Raw genomic sequence first — 17,888 nt, 5'->3', positions numbered from 1 at the left:
CGCGAACCGCCACCCACCGCGCGGTTCACGGCCGTTGCCCGCGGGCCCCGCCCGGTTGTCACCGTGCCCACCTGAGCGCGTCCGTCGGGCCGGCGAGCGCACGCCGCGACTACGACCCGGACGGCGGGCCGACCGCCGCGTCCACATCGGCGGCCCGCACGCTGCTCCTGGGCGCCTGGCCGTGCGAACCCGCGCGACGCTCGCCACGAAGCCACCGCATGGCGTCGCGCTGGTCGTCGAACATCGGCAGGACACGGTGCAGACACAGCAACTCGATCGCCGCACGGACGTCGGCCCGCGCCCCGGCGACAGCGATCCGCGCCTGGTGCGCGACGGCCCGCCGGTGCGCGTTGACCAGCACCGCGAAGGTCCCGGAGTCGACGCTCGTCACCCGGGTGAAGTCGAACAAGACGTGACCGCCCGGCTCCACACCGGTCCGCAGCAGCTCCTGCAGACCGACGTTGGCGACGAGGTCCAGTCCGCCGGCCGGCCGGACCACGAGCATGTCAGGCAGGCGGTGCAGCACGATCCGCCGCAACGCCCGGCCGACAGGGACGTCCGTCTGCCGATCGAACGCCTGCTCGACCATCCCCGCATCGTCCACCTGCCCGTCGCAGCGACCGCAGGCGTGCGGACCCGTCGCCAGGTCGGCACCACGCCAACCGTCCTGACCGAACAGGCTCCACGCCACGTCCCACGTGCCCATCGACGGCGCCAGACCGGTGACCATCTGACCACAGCGGTCGCAGGCCAGCGTGAAGTTCTTGCCGTCGCGGCTCAACAGTGCGGTCAACGGTTCCTCCGTTGGTCGGGGCAGGCAATGCCACCCTGACGCCGCGATGTGGCCGTCTCCCCGCAGAACCATGACAGTTCCATGACACCGCCGCGGTGCCGGCAGCGGCGACGGCGGCACCGCGACGGACCCGCCGGGTCGCGAGCCGGCGATGACGGTGCGGTCGGGCGGCGGCCACGCGAACCCGGCCGTCAAATCCCTGGCCTGCCGGCGGTGGCGGTGGCGCGGTCGATCGCCGACTCGACGCCGCCGACCCGGTCGGCCAGGAGCCCGACCGCCGCCACCGCCCTGACCAGCGGATCGTCCTCGCCCCCGCCGAGCGCCACCCGCCGCACGTAGGCGTCCCTCACGTCGGCCCAGCGGCGGACCTGCTCGGCGCTCTGCCGGCCGCGCAGCTCGGCGAGCTTGAGCAGGTTCGCCTCGGCATCGCCGGTGAGGGTCTGCGCCTCGCCGGCGTAGTGGTCGTCGATCACCGCCTCCAGCTCGGCGTCGTTCATGACGGGCACGATCCGCTCCGCGATCGTGTTCATGTCACGGTAGGAGCCCTGCAGCCGGAACGGCGGTTCGGTCCGTGCGGCGTCCGCCTGGGCCGCCGAGGCCATGTAGGCGCGGTTGACGGTCAGCACGACGCGCTGCACCCGCAGCAGCTTGCGGAGCACTGCCAGGATCTCGTCGACCTCGACCGGCCCGTATGAGTGTTCGAGCTGGTCGGCTCGCACCTGTCCGTCGCCGCGGGCGAGTCGCACCAGCAGCTCGACGTCGCCCGGGGCCCGGGTCGACAACGGTGCCAGCACCGGGTTGGTGGTGAGCGCGTTCTCGATGTAGCTGAGCGCGAACAGCTCGTCCCGGCCGGACAGGACGTCGCCGAGGTTCCACACGTCGGCGCGGTTGGCGAGCATGTCCGGCACGTGGAAGCGTTGCCCCGACTCGGTGTACGGGTTGCCGGCCATGCACACCGCGAACCGCTTGCCCCGCAGGTCGTACGTGCGGGTGCGGCCGTTCCACACGCCTTCCATCCGCCGCTGCGCATCACAGAGCGAGATGAACTTCTGCAGCAGCTCCGGCGAGACGTGCTGGATGTCGTCGAGGTGCAGCAGCACGTTGTTGCCCATCTCCAGGGCGAAGGAGATCTTCTCGACCTCCTGGCGCGCCGTGGCGTTCGGGGCCTGCGCCGGGTCGACCGATGTGACGTCGCGGCCGAGCGCCGGGCCGTTGACCTTGACGAACATCAGGCCGAGCCGGTCGGCGACGTACTCCATGAGGGTCGTCTTGCCGTAGCCGGGCGGCGAGATGAGCAGCAGCAGTCCCAGCTGGTCGCTGCGCCTGCCGTCGCCGGACGCGCCCAGCTGCCGGGCGAGGTTGTCCCCGATCAGCGGCAGGTAGACCTCGTCGATGAGCCGGTTGCGCACGAAGCCGCTCATCACCTTCGGCGTGTACTCCGTCAATCGCAGCCGGTCCCGTTCCGCGGTCACCAGTTCGGCGCGCCGCCGCTGGTACGCCCGGAACGCGGGCATCCGTTCGGTGCGCATCCGCCGGGTCCGGGCGAGCAGCTCGTCGAGGCGGACGGCAAGGGTCCGGCCCACGATCCGCGGGTGCGCGCCAAGGAGGCCGGGCACCTCGGCGGTCATTGCCGCGGAGGAGTCGTACCGCGGCAGCCGCGGTCCGCACAGCTGCACGGCCACGGCCTCGGCCAGGTCCGCCGGGTCGAACGACGTTCCCGCGGCGAAGGAGGTGAGCCACGCCGCGACCAGCTGGTGGCGGGCGGCGAGCGTGGCCGGGTCGTCGCCGAGCGCCCGCAGGTCGTCCTCGAGGTCCCGCCGGGCGTCGCCCAGCGCGGTGTGGAACGCGGTCAGCACGGCCCGCGCCGCGGCGCTGGTGACGAACCCCTCGGGTGGGCCGCTCAGCTCCTCGAACAGGTACTCCCCCGCCAGTGCGGCGTCGCCGGCGGACAGGTGCAGGCCGTTGGCGGTGTGGAACTCCGCGATCGACGCGCCGAGCTCGGCGCACAGCTCGTCGATCGCGGCGGACCGGCCGAACAGGGTGCGGGCCCGCGACAGCGACACCGCACGGCGCAGGACGGCGGTGTCCTGCGACCATGACACCTGCGCCGCCGCCCTCGCCGCCGGCGGGTACCGCAGCAGCCCGGCGCCGGCGTGCAGCCGCAGCAGCGTCGCGAGGATCAGGGCGGCGTCGTGGTCGTGCACGCCCCGCTCGTAGCCCTCGTCGAAGCGCTGCTCGGCGGCCCGCCGGACCAGCTCCGACAGGCCGTCGGTGGTCGCCGCCGCCTCGTGCAGTGCCCGCGGGCCGACCTCGGTGAGCAGCGCGGACGCCAGGTGCTCGGCGCGGTACACGTCGGCCGACTCCGACGGCAGCGGCTGCTCCCAGAACGGTCTGGCGGCCTCGATGACGTCGTCGCGCACCGGCGCGTGGTAGTCGGTCCCGGTGATGGTGAAGGTCAGGCCGCCGTCGTGCGGGACGAGCGTGAGGTCCACGGGGGACGTGTTGACGGCGAACCGGTGCCGTCCGAGGCGGATCGTGTCGCCACCGTCGGTGAACAGGTCGAGCCGGTCGCGGAGCGCCCGGCCGGCCGCCGCGCGGGCCGCCGTGATGCGTCCCTCGAGTTCTCCGGCGCGCACCTGGTCGTCCAGCGCGCGCAGTTCGCCGGCGACGGCGTGCAGCTTCGTCACCATCGGATCGGCGGCGAAGTACGTGTTGACCTCCTCCAGTGACGCGAGGGTCGCCGCCCGCCGGCCGACGGTGCCCAGGATGCGTCCGGCTGTGTCGACGAGCCGGTCGGCCCGCCGGGACCGGTCGTCCAGCAGCGCCTGCTTGCGCGCGGTGAACGCCTCGTACACGTCGGTCCGCTTCGCACCGAGCTGGTCGGCGAACTCGTCGATCGCGGCGAACCTCGACTCCAGCTGCTCCAGCCGTACCAGCAACCGGCCGAGCTGCTCGTCGCAGCGTCGCGGGCTGTCGGCGACGGCGAGCGCACCGGTGATGGCCTGCCCGAGCAGGCCGAGCTCGGCCGCGAACTCGCCGCGCCGCTCCCTGTCCAGCAGTTCGCGCCTGCGGCCGTCGAGGATCGCCCGGGCCCGGTTCAGGCCGCCGAGCACCTCGCCGGCCCGTTCGAGGATGCCGATGCGCACGGTGGTGTCCGCGACGTCCAGCGAGCCGATCACCTCGGTGAGCACCTGCAGGCCGTCGCCCTGCTCGTCGAGCCGCTGGGCCACGGGCGCCGCCTGGGCGACCGTGGCGATGGCTGCGGCGTCACCGGCGAGCCGCTCGACCTCGCGGTGGTAGCCGGTGAACGCGTCCTCGCGCCGCAGGAAGCCGACCGCCCGGTGCGCGGCGGCGGCGAGCTCGTCGGTGACCTGCCCCGTCAGTTCCTCGACGTGCCCGGCGTCGACGTACCGCAGCTCGCGCAGCGTCACGAGCCGGCCGTGTGCCTGGCGTAGCTCGGTGAGCCGGCGCACCCAGTCGTCCGCGCCGGCCGGGGTCTCCCCCCGCGAACGGCGGATCAGCGAAGCAAGGCCGGCGGCGGCTTCTCGCAGGGCCGTGGCGGCGCGATCGCGCAGGTCGCGGACCTTCTCGTGCTCCTGGAGCACCTCGGCGGCGGTCGCCCGCAGGGCTGTCAGCGGGCCCCTCAGGTCACCGGCTTCGGGCTCGCCGATCCAGTGGTGATGGTCGATGATGCGATCGCACGCGGCGATGATCGCCTCGAACACCGCACCGGTCGGCGTCATGTCCTCGACCATGCGGGCCACCGACAGGCAGTCCGACACCCCTCGCACGAGGTCGGCGTTGCCGATCCGCGCCAGCGTTCCGGTGCCGGCCGGTCGGGTCGCAGCGTATGCGTCGGAGGTGTACGGCGTCCGCCAGACCTGCATCGTGTGGACCCGGGCCGGCGCGTCGGACAATGCGCGGAACACCACGAGGGTGCCGTCGTCGAACAACGAGTATCCGTGGCAGGAGACGGGGTTGGTCACCGCTTTGCGGATCACGTTGTACGGCAGGAGCAGCGAACGTCCTTCCGCTCTGTCGTGGAAGACGAACAGTACGTCTTCGCCGTTGGGCGAGCGGATCACCCGCTCGAACTCCAGACCCGACACGTCGCCGTCGAACGTCTTCGTGTCACCGGTGTCCAGGTGGAAGCCGCCGGGGAAGACGATGCCGTGGTCGTCGGGCAGGCGCAGGCAGGCCTGGCCGATGCCGTCGAGACGCACGACGCCGCGGGTACGTGTGTTGAACACCAGATACCGGGTGACCGTCTCCTTGTACGGCAGGACGCGCAGCAGTTTGAGCGCGCCGACCCGGGCGTAGGCGACCTCGGCGTCGGCGAGGCTCTGCAGCGGCTCGGCCACCGGCTCCGCGTAGACGCCGTCCCCGGTCTCGGTGTCGTTCTCGATCTTGACGGTGAGCGTGCCGGCGACCGTCCCGACGAAGACCTCGTCCTCGATGGTGATGTGCGGGTGCCGGCCGGCCACATGGTGTTCGCGGGTGGTCGGCACCCAGGTGAACTCGTGCGGTGCGGGGAACGTGTCGTCGCGCTCGCCCTGGTTGTCCAGGTAGGTGACCGCGCCGTCGGCAGCGACCCGCCAGCGCAGCACCCGGGTGTCGTCGATGCGTGGCCCGGTCTGGAACACCGCGAGCAACCGGTCGTCCAGGCGGCGCAGCCGCATCAGGCGGGCCTGCTTGTAGTAGCGGTACAGCTCGCCGAGGTCGCGCTCGAACTGCGGGTCGCGCAGCAGCCCGGGCAGCTCGTCCCACGCCGGCTCCTCGAACCGGAACCCGTCGCCGTCACGAGCGACGCCGTGCAGGGAGAAGACGTGGCCGACCGTGTCCGCCGGCGCGGCCCCGGCGGACATGTTGTAGCCGAAGAGCATCAGTCCGCCGACGGACACGATGTCGCGGGGCACGCAGTTGTGGCCCGTGCGGATCCGTTCGGTGCCGAGCAGCCGGAGCTCGGCACCGCCGAACACCCCGACCCGGCGGGCGTTGAGCGCCTCGGCCCGCCGGGTGAGCTCCGCCGCCTGGACGGCGAGCCGGGCACGGAGCACCTCGAAGGTGCCCTCGTCGAGGCCCGCCGCGGGCGTTGCGGGTGCGCTCGACTCCTGCGTCACCGTCACCGCTTGCCCGCCGCCAGGGAGGTCACCGAAGCGTCGGCGACACCGAGCTGCTGCGCGGCACTGAGCAGTTCCTTGAGTTTCGCCGCGTCGGACCCGCCCGCGTTGATCTGTTGCAGCAGCAACGCCGACAGCGTCAGGTTGCTCATGTCCATGGTGCCCATCGAGCCGAGCAGCCGGACCAGGTCGTCACCCAGGCTGGCCTCGCCGTTGAGGTAGGGCGCGGCGATCGTGCCCATGACGTCGGAGTGCTGCACGAAGCCGTCGACGCTCTTGCCCATGGCGATCGAGCCCAGGAGCCGGTCGAAGAACATGCTCTCGCCGCCGACGATGTCGATGTCGGCCTTCTCCAGGCCGGCCGCGAGCACCAGCGCCTGCGACTCGGCGACCTGCCGCTGCAGGTCGATGCCGGCGAGGCGGACGTCCTTCTCCATCTCCAGGCGCAGCCGGTACTCCTCGTGCCGGCGGGACGCGTCGTCCAGCGCCGCCATCGCCGCGGCCTTGTCGGTGAGCCCCTCCGCCTCGCCCTTGAGCTTCTCGCGGATGGCCTCGGCGCTCACCAGCGCCCGCTCGCGCTCCACGCCGACGGTGGCCCTGCCCACCTCGGCGGTGGCGAGGGCCTTGTCCCGCTCGACCGCGACCTCGGCCCTGCCGACCTTCTCGATCGCGTCCGCGCTGCGCTCGCGCACCTGCACGTCGGCCAGTCCGGTCGCGGCGGCCTCGGCCTGCACGCCCTCGGCGAGCCGGATCTTCGCCCGGGCGTCGAGCTCGGCGGTCTGCTGGCGTGCCTCGGCGAGGACCAGCTCCTCGCGGGCCTTGAACTTCGCTGACGCCTCCGCCGCCTCGGCGGCCTTGATGTCCTTGACGAGGTTCTCCTGCGCCTCCGCCTCGGCCTGGATGACGATCGCCTGGCGGGTGCGCTCCGCCTCCTCGACCACCCGGAGCCGCTTGATCTGCTCCTCCTGCTCGGCAACGGTCCGCTCCACCGCGATGCGCTCGCGGACGACCTCGGCGATGCCGCGCTTCTCGACCTCGAGCTCCTTGTCCTTGGCGATGGCGGACAGCTCGGTTTCGCGCTGCCGCGCGATGACCTCCAGCATGCGGTCCTTCTCGATCCGCTCGCTCTCGATCGCGACGACCCGTTCGCGGTTCTTCTGTGCGACAGCGATCTCGCGGGCCTGGTTCTCCCGCTGGATGCCGAGCTGCTCGTCGGTGCGCAGGTCGGCGCCGTGTGCCTTCAGCCGCTCCTCCGCCTTGACCCGCACGACCTCCGCGTCCTCGCGGGCCTGCAGCGTCGCCACCTCGCGGGCCTGGCGGATCTCCGCCTCGGCCTGCCGGCGCTCCAGCTCGAGGATCGCCTCCCGTGCGTCGACGTCCTGGCGTTTGATCTCCTTCTGCTCGCCGCGCTGGAGCTCGTTGGTGCGCACGTGTTCGATCGCGGTGAGCTCCGTGATCTTGCGGATCCCCTGCGCGTCGAGGATGTTGGCCGGGTCCAGGCGGCTCATCGGGGTCTGCTCGAGGAAGTCGATGGCGGCGTCCTCGAGGCTGTAGCCGTTGAGGTCGGTGCCGATGACGCGGATGATCTGGTCGCGGAACTCGTCGCGTTTGGTGTAGAGGTCGACGAAGTCCAGTTGCTTGCCGACCGTCTTGAGCGCCTCGGAGAACTTCGCGTTGAACAGCTCCTGCAGCGTCGCCTGGTCGCTCGCGCGGCCGGTGCCGATCGCCTGGGCGACCTTGATGACGTCCTCGACCGTCTTGTTGACCCGCACGAAGAATGTGATCCGGATGTCGGCCCGGATGTTGTCCCGGCAGATCAGGCCCTCGTGCCCGGAGCGCTCGATCTCGATGGTCTTCACCGAGATGTCCATGACCTCGGCCTTGTGCAGCACCGGCAGCACGACGGCGCCGGTGAAGGTGACATCGACCCGCCGTACCTTGGAGATGATCAACGCCTTTCCTTGGTCGATCTTGCGGAACAACCGGGCGACCATGAGCGCGACGCCGACCACGATGAGCACGACGACGGCGACGAGCACCGCGAGTCCAGTGGTGATGACATTCATCGACAACCCCCATTGGTAGGGCGGGACAAACAGGAACTGGCAAGCCTCGAGCACCCGGCGTCGGGCGACGCCGGCGCAGGGCCGGGCAGGATTGGGCAGCGGTGTCAGGCGAGGGTGCTGGGGTCTTCCACGACCCAGAAGAACTCGCCGGTATCGTCGTAGCCGTAGATGTACGCGGCGCTGCCGGCGCGCAGCCCACCGTCGCCGGCCTGGCGCACCTGGACGATCGCCGACGATCCGTCGGCGGCCGTCACCTCGGCCTGACCGAAGGTCGACGTGACCGATCCGGTGCGGATGACACAGGGGCGCCCGAGCAGATCGGCACGGGACGGGCCGGGCGCCGCGGCGAACAACCGGCGGAGCGCGAGGACGGCCAGCCTGGTGACGAGCCACGCCACGCCGACGGCGACCACCAGCACCACAGCCGGCGCGAACGGGCCGTGCACCACCGTCGCGGCGGCGAGACTGGCGAACCAGCCGAACGCGATCAGCAGTGAGACGGCAACGGTGATCGGCACGCCGCCGAGACCGGCGACATCCAACACGCCGACATCGTCGCCGCCGGTGTCGCCGCCCGTGTCGAGCGACTCGACGTGCAGCGCTCCGAGCGACACCACCACCCAGTACCCGGCGACGACAAGCAGCAGCACGCTGAACACAGCCGTGGGAAACGCGAATGCCGCGCTGACGAAGTCACGCATGGATCCGCGTCACCGCCCCCGGGCACGCCCGGATCGCTGCACGGGCGGTCATCGCGGGTCGGCGGCCGGACGTGGCCGCCCCGGCGGGGTCAGGGTCTGGACACCGGACATCGCACCGCCGCCAACGACAGGCGGAAGCATCGGCACTGCGGAATGAGTGTGCGCGGCGGCGAAATCCACGATCGTGGGCCTTCCTGGTCAGCGTCAATGACTTGCCGACCAGACTTCCCGGCGCACCGTGCGTCATCATATGCCGAAGCGCCCCGCGCCGGGAAGACCCATTGATCAACGGACCGCTGCCGATCCGGCATCGGCGCCGCACGACGGCCGGAATGTACAGGTGCCCCTGCCGGGAGGAGGACGCCACCTCGCTCGACCGTCGTGTCGTCCTCGAAGTACATCGTGAGTCCGGATGAAACCCGCGCCGCCGACAGCACCCGCGGAGTGCCCGGGGCACCGAGCTGTGACCGTCGTACGCCCTGGCGAGACTGTCGTACCCTGACCGGCGACTACCATCCAGGGGAGCATTATTTTGCGCGCATTGCACCGTATCGCGGTTCCGCTCGTCGCTGCGGCGACCTTGCTGGCCGGCTGCGGCGAGTCTTCTCCGTCGTCCAACGCGAACGGGACACCGGCGACCACGGGCGCAGCGGCACCCGCCGCGTCGGCCTCGGCCAAGCCGACGGCCGGGTCCGCCGAGTTCGAGGCGGCGATCGCCGACCTCGCCACCAAGCCGTACGCGTTCCTGACCAAGGCCAAGAGCGGCCCGCAGGTGAAAGGGTCGGTCGACCCTACGGCCGGCAACATCGCCCAGGTCGCCGACATCCCGGCCGCCAAGCTCAAGGTCAGCGTCACGGTCGTCGGCGAGGACTACTACGCCAAGCTCGACGGCGTCCAGATCCCGGGTGCGGCGAACAAGTGGATTCATTTCGAACCGGGGAAGCTGCAGTCACTCAACAAGCTGCTCATCAACACTGCGCAGGACCCGACCGGCCTGACGCTCATCGCGAAGGCCATCGTCACCGCCAAGAAGGACGGCACGAAGATTACCGGCACGTTCGACGCGACAAAGGTCGGCGAGGGCGTCGGTGGCATCGGCGCCGAATCGGTCGCCGCGCTCGCCGACAAGGCCAAAGCGATTCCATTCACCGCCACCCTCGACGCCCAGGGCAAGCTCACCGCGCTGTCGTACATGGTGCCGGAGCACGGTGAAGAAAAGGCCGACACCATGACGACGACGTACTCGGCCGTCGGCACTGCCGTGAAAATCGCCAAGCCGAGCCCGGTCGTCGAGGCCACCGAGCAGATCTACGCCGGACTCAACGGCTGACATGCCGAGGCCATGGTGGCCGCCGAATCGCGATACGCGGCGGCCACCATCGTCATCCACATGACATCCGCGGAGAGCATCCGCGCCGGTAGGCGCTCGCTCAGCAATGAAACACCGCCGGCCTCACTGGCACCGGGCGAAATGGTGGTCTGGTCAGCACCGGCCGCGCGCCAGTCGTCGCGACGAGCTCGCACACATGAATATTGGTGACCTTCGGGGTGGTGGCCCGGCGGATCAGCAGGGTGTGCTCGTACCCATCGGCCGGCGGCTGGTCCTTGACCACCACGGCATGCGCGGCCCAGTCGTAGAACGCTTTCCTGTACTGCCATCGCCGCAAGACCGCCGCTGCCACACGGTGGCCGGTGTGCACGCCAGCACCGCGTCCGGGCGCAGCGGCTGCCCGCGCACGTCGAGCAGGGGCAGGTCCACCGGGACCGCCAGCACGTAGGGCACCTGCTGGTCATGGCAGAAGCGGCGCAGCGCCGGGTCGCGCCCGTAGCCGGAGTCGGCGGCGAACCAGGAGAACACCACCGCCGGGTCGGCCAGAGCCCGCTTCAGCATCGCCAGCCCTTGGTGCGGCTTGGTGACGAACCCCACCTGCGCAGGCACTCCGGCGGCCCGACAGCACCCTGGGTCGTCGGTCCACCCGGCGATCTCCTCAACTGTCGCGACCTCGACCACGCCGGTAGGTCAGGCCGTGGCGAGGTCCGTGGTGCAGTGCGGGCAGCGGACCGCGGCCGCCGGCACGTCCTCCATCCGGCAGCTCGGGCAGGTCTTCGTCGGAGGCGGGTCCCCAAACACCGTTCTGCCACGCTTCTGCATGTACGCCCGGTACGGGACCACGATCAGGTAGTAGATGACGGCCATGAAGATGATGAAGTAGATCAGAGCGCCGATGAAGGCCCCGAGGTCGATCCGCTGGCCGTTCACCGTCCAGCCGATACCCTTCCCCGTCGTGCCGCCGCCTGCCAGTGCGTTGACCAACGGCGTGATGACGCTGTCGGTGAACGCCTTGATCAAAGTACTGAAGGCCAACGCGACCACCAGACCCACAGCAATGATGATCAGGTCGCCCTGCATCAGGAAGTTCTTGAAGCCCTTCAACATCCGCACTCCCCCGAGGCCGCCGCTGAGCCCTCTCTACCGAGCCGGCGCCGACCTAAACCAAGCCGACCTGCCCAAGCCAACCAAACCAACAGGTCAGCGCGCCACGAAGGCAGCCACGGCGGCCCGCGCGGCCAGGCATGCTCGGCCACCTCGGCGCGCAGCGCGTCGGGCAGGGAGCGCCTCCCTGGCGGACGCTGCCAGGAGACCGAACCTTTCGCCAGACGCACGAACCAGATGCATGAAGTTAGGTCGAACACCGCGCACCCAGAATTTGGGTCGTCGACCTGGTCAACGACTTCAACCACCACTACCTCACCCCGCGGGGGGAGCGTCTCATCAACGGCCCTGACGGCGTCCGCGCCGCCTCAACTGAAGCCACCACGCTCAGCGACGCCAGCGGGTGTCGACCAGCGATGACCGCGCGTCGACAGCTGCGTTGAACGAGCACATGCCCGGCTCCTGTCGGGCTCCTGCCGGGCATGACCCCGCCGACCGCGTTCAGAGCAGGCGGGAACGGCCAACGGCCGGGCGCTGGCCACTGGCGGCGGGCCGCTGATCCGCGTGAAACAGCCCACCGCCATCCGGCACCGACATGCACCGATCCGTTGGAGGTTCCGCCCACACCCCAGACGAAGCGAATAATGGCTGATTCCGAGCCAGGCCGCTGCGGTGTCCTGGCGGATCGGTCGGCCGTGGTCGGGGGTGGGTGGGTGGAACGGCACGGCGCATGCAATGAGCACGACATCGCATGCGCCGCACCGGCTTGGGGTCAGGCTGTCGGGCCCATCTTCGTCAGGCGCGAGTACAGCTCGGGCCGCCGATCCCGCAGGAACGGCCGCTTGCGCCGGGTGCGGTCGATCAGGCTCAGGTCGACCTCCGCGACCGCCAGCCCGTCGGCGCCGTCCGCCGCCTCGGCCAGCACGTCGCCGTCCGGGCCGTAGACGGCGCTGAGGCCGAAGTAGTCCTTGACGCCCTCCTTGCCGACCCGGTTCGAGCAGATCACGAACAGGCCGTTGAACACCGCGTGCGCGCGCAGTTCCAGCTGGAAGACCTCGCGCATGGGGGCGCTGGCCGAGGCGACCGGCACGCACAGCACCGAGCCACCGCGCAGGGCCACGATCCGGCTGAGCTCCGGGAAGTGGCGTTCGTAGCAGATGATGGTGCCGACGCCGGTTTCGCCGGTGTCGACGACCTCGGGCTCCGAGCCGCCGGGCTGGAAGTAGAACTTCTCCGGGAAACCGTTGGAGAACGGCAGGTGCGACTTGCGGTACACCGACTTGAGCTCGCCGGCCACGTAGGTGCAGGCCGTGTTGTAGTACACGCCCGGCACCTCGGCGGCCTCGAAGATCGACGAGACGATCGTCATGCCGTGCTGCCGCGAGCGCTCGGCGGCCATCTGGTTCGAGGGGCCGTCGAGGCGCTCGGCCAGCTCGAAGTAGTCGAGGTCCGGCTCCGGCTGGACGAACGGCACGGCGAAGAGCTCCGGCAGCAGCAGGATCCGGGCGCCCTGGCCGGCGGCGTCGTCGATCAGGTCGGCGGCGCGGCCGATCGTCTCCGTGCGGTCGTTGGAGGCCTGCAGTTGCAGTGCGGCGAGTTTCACGCGGGGACCCTCTCGTGGGAGGCCTGGGTCAGGCCGGTGATGGACACCCCGGAGCGGGTCTTGTACCGCTTGTTCACCGAGATGAGCACGGCGGTCAGCGGTTCCAGCTGACGGGCCAGCCGCAGCCGGCCCGCGTCGACGCCCCGGCCGCCGGTCACGTCCGCGGCCAGGCCCATGACGAGCTCCTTGGCCTCGCGGTCGTCGCCGCAGACCAGGACGTCCTCGTGGCTCAGGTCCGCGTCCTGGTCGAGCAGCAGCGGGGCCGAGAGGTGATGGAACGCGCCCACCACCGTGGCGCCGCCGGCCAGGGACGCGGCCTCCTCGGCGGCGCTGCCCGCGGGGACGTCGAGGCCGAACGGGCCCTGCTTGTCGAAGCCCAGCGGGTTGACACAACTGATGACGATTTTCCCGGCCAGGGCAGCGGCCAGCGACGACACCAGCTCGGTGTGTCCGTCGTAGGGCACGGCGAGCAGCACGACGGGGGCGGAGGCGGCCGCGTCGAGGTTGGACGCACCGGTGACGTTCCCGGCCACCCGACGCAACTCCACGGAGCCGATCTCGAGCTCATGCCCCAGCTCCACCGCGGCCGCCGAGGCACGCGAAGCGTCTCGGGAGCCGAGCACGATGGAGTGTCCGGCGCGAGCCAGGCGGTAGGCAAGGCCGCGGCCCTGGGGACCGGTCCCGCCGATGACGGCGATCGTGGTGACGCTCATGCCTTGGCCGCCTGGGCGAGCCGGGTGAGGGTCTGCTCCTTGTCGCCCAGCGTCGAGATGATCGGGCTGCGAACGCCGGCCTCGTGGTACGACATGAGCTTCTCGAACGCGTCGTCTGTCGAGCCACAGGCAGTCACGTTCTGGACCAGACTGTTGGGGACGAGCTGCATCGCGCGCTTGATGTCCTCGGGGGTCGCGGGCCAGCCGGCGATCTCCTGGAGCCGGTCGACCAGCTCGCGCTCGACGCCGCAGTGCTCGGCGATGTGGGGCTGCTGGCACAGGTACAGCGTCAGGAAGGCCTTGCAGGCGTCGATGGCCTCCTGCGGGTCGTCGTCGTTGATGCTGCACGAGACGATCTGAGTGAGGTCGATCGACGTCTTGCCGTCGGTGCGCTTGGCCAGGCCGCGCTCGATGGCGGCGTTCGCACCGACGAGGTACGACGGCGGCAGCAGGAAGTCCATGTGCACGCCGTCGCTGATCTCCCCGGCCAGCTCGAGCATCTTCGGGCCCACGGCGCCGATGTAGATGGGGATGTCGACGGGCCTGTTCTCGCGGTACATGCTGTCGAAGCGCACGCCGCGCATCTGCACGAAGTCGCCCTCGAAGTCGACGAGTTCGTTGCGGAAGAACGACTGCAGGACGGTGATGTACTCGCGCATCGACGCGATCGGCTTGACGAGGGGCTGCCCGACCTTGGTCGCGAGGGGCTCCCACCAGGCGCCGATGCCGAGGATCGCGCGGCCGGGCGCGACCTCGTCGAGGGTCTTGAAGGTGACTGCCATGAGCGCGGCGTTGCGGCTCTTGTTGTTGACGACGCCGGTGCCGATCTTCACGTGGCGGGTCCGGCTCGCGATGATCGCGGCGGGCACGATGCCGTCGCGGGCGAGGCGCCCCTCGGCGACCCAGACGGACTCGAAGCCGTTCTGGTCGGCGAACTCGGCCTGCCAGTAGGTCTGCTCGAGGCTGAGCCGCTCGCCGACATGGATGCCAAGAGGAATTTTCATTGCGAAGAACGCTCCGTTCAGAAGAGGTGCGGCGCGCCGCGCTCGGCGAAGACCCCGCGGCCCGCGGCGCCGGAGAAGGAGCCGGCGGCGTCGACCAGGTGGTCGCCGCGGGACAGGACGTGGACCGGCTTGCCGGTCACCCGCATCCCGTCGTAGAGGTTGTAGTCGGTGCGCATGTGGGTGTTCTCGGTGGTGATGACGTGGTCGGCGGCGGGGTCCCACACGACCAGGTCGGCGTCGGCCCCGACGGCGACGATCCCCTTGCGGGGGAACAGGCCGAAGAGCTTGGCCGGCCGGGTCGACACCAGGTCGACGAAGCGGCAGGCGTCGAAGCGGCCGCTCGCCACGCCGCCTTCCCAGAGCACCATGAGCCGGTCCTCGATGCCGGGCACCCCGTTGGGCACCTTGGGGAAGTAGCCGGGGCTGCGCAGCTTCTGCGGGGGCAGGTCGTCGGGCTGGTGCAGGCAGAAGCCCGCGTGGTCGGTCGCGACCGTCGCCATCGCGCCGGTGACGAGCGCCTTCCACAGGCCTTCCTGGTTGCTGCGCTCGCGGATCGGCGGCGAGCACAGGTAGGCGGCTGCCTTCTCGCCGAGGCCCTCGTAGTCCTCGTAGGCGACCTGCAGGTACTGCGGGCAGGTCTCCGCCCACACCCGGCGGCCGTCGGCCCGTGCCCGGCTGATCTCGTCGGCCGCGGCGGCGCTGGAGACGTGCACGACGTACAGCGGCGCCCCGACCGACTCGGCGAGCACGATCGCGCGGTGCACGGCCTCGGCCTCGGAGTCGTGGCCGTGGGCGGTCGCGTGGAAGTGCTCGGCCGTGTCCCCGCGGTCGATGAGCAGCTGAGTCTCGCGGGCCACCATGTGCCCGTTCTCGGCGTGCACCATCGGCAGCACGCCGAGCTCACGGGCGAGGTCGAAGCCCTCCAGCAGCTCGCCGTCGTCGACCATCTGGGTGCCCGGGTAGGCCATGAAGAACTTCCAGCTGGCCGCCCCCTCGCCGGCGAGGCGGCGCAGGTCGTCGAGCACGTCGGGCTGCTGGGCGCGGGGCGGGACGATGGCGTGCAGACCGAAGTCGACGACCGAGCGCTCCAGGGCCGCGTCGCGGCGGCGCAGGTACGTGTCGTACAGCGACCGGTCCGGCTCCTTCTTGACGAAGTCCAGGATCGTCGTGGTGCCGCCGTGCGCGGCGGCGACGGTCCCGGTGTAGAAGTCGTCGGCCGTCCTGGTGGTGAACCCGTCGATCGGGTACTCCAGGTGCGTGTGCGCGTCGATCCCGCCCGGGATGACGAGCATGCCGGTCGCATCGATGACCGTGTCGGCGGTCCAGTCCGAACCGATACCGAGCGCGACGATCCGGCCGTCGCGTACGAGCACGTCGGCGCGGATGGCCGCGTCGGCGTTGACGACCGTACCGCCGCGAATCAGTGTCGATCCCATGGCAATCTCTCCAGTTCAGCCCTGGTAGTGCTCGTCGGCGAGGGCGAGGACCTCGTCGAGCACGCCGAGCGCCAGGTCGATCTCGGCGGCGTTGATGACCAGCGGCGGCGTGAGGCGCAGGACATTGAAGTTGGCGGTGAGGTACACGCCCCGCTCCATCGCGGCCTTGAGCAGCTTGCCGACCGGGGCGGCCGCGGGTCCCTTGGCGTTGAACGGGACGAGCGGCTCCTTGGTCGCGCGGTTCTTCACCAGCTCGACGCCGTAGAAGAGGCCGCGGCCGCGGATGTCGCCGATGCTCGGGTGCCGCTCGGCCAGTTGGGCCAGGCCGGCGCCGAGGCGCTCGCCCATCGCCCGCGAGTTGTCCACGATGCCCTCGTCCTGCATGATCCGCAGCGAGGCCACGCCGGACGCGCACGCGAGGGGGTGACCGGCGTAGGTCATGCCGCCCCAGAACATGTTCGTCCGCAGCCAGTCGGAGATCCGCTCGTTCACCGTCATCGCGCCGAGCGGGACGTAGCCCGAGTTCAGGCCCTTGGCGGTGATGAGGATGTCGGGCGTGACGTTCCAGTGGTTGCAGGCGAACCACTCGCCGGTGCGCCCGAAGCCGGCCATGACCTCGTCGAAGATCAGGATGATGCCGTACCGGTCGCAGACCTCGCGCAGCGACTGCAGGTACCCGTCCGGCGGGTAGAGCAGGCCGTTGGTCCCGGTGACCGGCTCGACGATGACGGCGGCGACGGTCTCGGGGTTCTCGTACTGCAGGAGCTCCTCGAGGTGCGGCCCGCCCGAGCAGACCGGGCACGGGTCGGGGTGCCCGGCCGGGCAGCGGTACGTGTACGGGTCGAGCATCCGCACCACGCCGCTGATGCCCGGCTCCGCGGCCCACCGGCGCGGGTCGCCGGTGAGCGACATCGCACCGGCGGTGGCGCCGTGGTACGAGCGGTACCGCGCGACGATCTTGTGCCGGCCGGTCACGTGGCGGGCGAGCCGCACCGCGTTCTCGTTGGCCGCCGCGCCGCCGGTGGTGAAGAAGCTCATCTTCAGGTCGCCGGGGGTCAGGTTCGCGATCATCTCGGCGAGCTCGGCCCGCGAGCGCTCCGCGAAGCCGGGGCCGATGTAGCACAGCTCCTCGGCCTGGGCGCGGATCGCCTCGACGAGGCGGGGGTGCTGGTGGCCCAGGTTCAGGTTGACGAGCTGCGACTGGAAGTCCAGGTACTTGCGGCCGTCGTAGTCCCAGAACCACGAGCCCGAGCCGCCGGCGACGGGGATCGGGTCGAGCGAGCCCTGCACCGACCAGGAGTGGATGACGTACTCCTTGTCGACCGCCTTCACGCGCTCCGCGGTCCAGGCGCCGGTGTCGATCTGGTGCTCGGTGATGGTCATGCGCCGGCCTTGACCTCGGCGCCGAAGGTGGCGAGGCGGGCGAGCGGGCGGCCGGCGTTGGCCGCGGCGACGATCACGAAGATCTCGCGGGGCCGCGGGACGTCGGCGACCTGCAGCGTCACCGTCTGGTGGTGCGAGCGGGTCTTCGAGTCCAGCTTGTGCTTGAGCGGGATGTCGATCGGGCTGCCGGTGAGCCCGACCTTCTCGGCCGCCGGGAGCAGCTCGGTGCCGCCGGCCGCGTTGCGGAACATGTTGCCGAACCGCAGGTTGTGAATGAGCGCCGAGCCGTGCTCGAGCTCCCCGTCGATGCCGACGAGCGCCGCCTTGCCGAATGCCTCGACCTCGTCGCCCAGCAGCTCGACGCAGGCCGGGCCGATGAGGCTGCCGATCTCCTCGCCCAGTTCGTCGGCGAGGGTCACCAGATCCTGCACGTACTCGCTGGGGTAGGGGTTCTCGATGACGACCCCGACGAACGCGACGCGGTGGCGGGGCTGCACGTCCTGACCGTTCTCGAGCCAGGTCTCCTCGAGGTGGCGAACGATCTTCCGGACCCTGATCACGATTACTCCTCTGTGGTTCATTGAACGAACCGTCGGTTCAAATACTGTAGACACTGCGGGGGGCTGTCAAGAGCC

The 17,888-nt window shown here is 70.6% G+C and carries 13 protein-coding genes; 1 reads left to right on the top strand and 12 read right to left on the bottom strand.

Features of this window, described 5'->3' with window-relative positions:
* Positions 1-109 precede the first annotated feature (109 nt).
* The 4 genes from ABZ321_RS21575 to ABZ321_RS21560 all read right to left on the bottom strand — a co-directional run bounded on the left by ABZ321_RS21575 (position 110) and on the right by ABZ321_RS21560 (position 8,680).
* Complete coding sequence (locus ABZ321_RS21575; protein WP_344513986.1) at positions 110-793, bottom strand: STAS domain-containing protein; 684 nt, start codon at positions 791-793, stop codon at positions 110-112.
* 191 nt (positions 794-984) lie between these two features.
* Positions 985-5,913 carry a DNA repair ATPase gene (locus ABZ321_RS21570; RefSeq protein ID WP_354893750.1) on the bottom strand — a complete coding sequence of 1,643 codons (4,929 nt, stop codon included), beginning with the start codon at positions 5,911-5,913 and terminating at the stop codon, positions 985-987.
* A 2-nt stretch (positions 5,914-5,915) separates the two neighbouring features.
* The gene (locus ABZ321_RS21565; protein WP_344513990.1) at positions 5,916-7,979 is read right to left on the bottom strand and encodes a flotillin family protein; all 2,064 of its coding nucleotides are present in this window, start codon (positions 7,977-7,979) and stop codon (positions 5,916-5,918) included.
* Between the two features lie 104 nt (positions 7,980-8,083).
* Positions 8,084-8,680, bottom strand: coding sequence for a hypothetical protein (locus tag ABZ321_RS21560; protein WP_354893747.1), 597 nt, complete (start codon positions 8,678-8,680; stop codon positions 8,084-8,086).
* Positions 8,681-9,221: 541 nt separating this feature from the next.
* On the opposite strand from ABZ321_RS21560, the gene ABZ321_RS21555 reads away from it, so the two are divergent.
* Positions 9,222-10,010: a hypothetical protein gene (locus ABZ321_RS21555; RefSeq protein WP_354893744.1), complete on the top strand. Its 789-nt coding sequence runs from the start codon at positions 9,222-9,224 to the stop codon at positions 10,008-10,010.
* Positions 10,011-10,244: 234 nt separating this feature from the next.
* On the opposite strand, the gene ABZ321_RS21550 is transcribed toward ABZ321_RS21555, so the two are convergent.
* The 8 genes from ABZ321_RS21550 to ABZ321_RS21515 all read right to left on the bottom strand — a co-directional run bounded on the left by ABZ321_RS21550 (position 10,245) and on the right by ABZ321_RS21515 (position 17,813).
* Entirely contained in the window at positions 10,245-10,691 is a 447-nt protein-coding gene (locus ABZ321_RS21550; RefSeq protein WP_354893741.1) for a transposase, read from the bottom strand.
* Between the two features lie 9 nt (positions 10,692-10,700).
* Positions 10,701-11,117 carry an MscL family protein gene (locus ABZ321_RS21545; RefSeq protein WP_344514000.1) on the bottom strand — a complete coding sequence of 139 codons (417 nt, stop codon included), beginning with the start codon at positions 11,115-11,117 and terminating at the stop codon, positions 10,701-10,703.
* A gap of 769 nt (positions 11,118-11,886) precedes the next feature.
* Entirely contained in the window at positions 11,887-12,717 is an 831-nt protein-coding gene (locus ABZ321_RS21540; protein ID WP_344513332.1) for a nitrilase-related carbon-nitrogen hydrolase, read from the bottom strand.
* Positions 12,714-13,430, bottom strand: a complete 717-nt coding sequence (npdG, locus tag ABZ321_RS21535; RefSeq protein ID WP_344513334.1) for an NADPH-dependent F420 reductase — start codon at positions 13,428-13,430, stop codon at positions 12,714-12,716. The genes ABZ321_RS21540 and npdG overlap by 4 nt, the downstream gene beginning before the upstream one ends.
* Complete coding sequence (locus ABZ321_RS21530) at positions 13,427-14,434, bottom strand: LLM class flavin-dependent oxidoreductase (protein ID WP_354893737.1); 1,008 nt, start codon at positions 14,432-14,434, stop codon at positions 13,427-13,429. Before ABZ321_RS21530 ends, npdG begins: the two co-directional genes overlap by 4 nt.
* Before the next feature lie 17 nt (positions 14,435-14,451).
* Positions 14,452-15,870, bottom strand: a complete 1,419-nt coding sequence (gene hydA / locus ABZ321_RS21525; protein WP_354893734.1) for a dihydropyrimidinase — start codon at positions 15,868-15,870, stop codon at positions 14,452-14,454.
* Positions 15,871-15,885: 15 nt separating this feature from the next.
* Positions 15,886-17,253: an aminotransferase class III-fold pyridoxal phosphate-dependent enzyme gene (locus ABZ321_RS21520; RefSeq protein ID WP_354893731.1), complete on the bottom strand. Its 1,368-nt coding sequence runs from the start codon at positions 17,251-17,253 to the stop codon at positions 15,886-15,888.
* On the bottom strand, positions 17,250-17,813 hold the full coding sequence (locus ABZ321_RS21515; RefSeq protein ID WP_344513343.1) for an amino acid synthesis family protein: 564 nt from the start codon (positions 17,811-17,813) through the stop codon (positions 17,250-17,252). The genes ABZ321_RS21520 and ABZ321_RS21515 overlap by 4 nt, the downstream gene beginning before the upstream one ends.
* Between the last annotated feature and the right edge of the window lie 75 nt (positions 17,814-17,888).

This window comes from Dactylosporangium sp. NPDC006015, from assembly GCF_040614215.1.
GTDB lineage: Bacteria > Actinomycetota > Actinomycetes > Mycobacteriales > Micromonosporaceae > Dactylosporangium > Dactylosporangium maewongense.
This window is presented reverse-complemented; position numbering and strand designations above follow the sequence as displayed.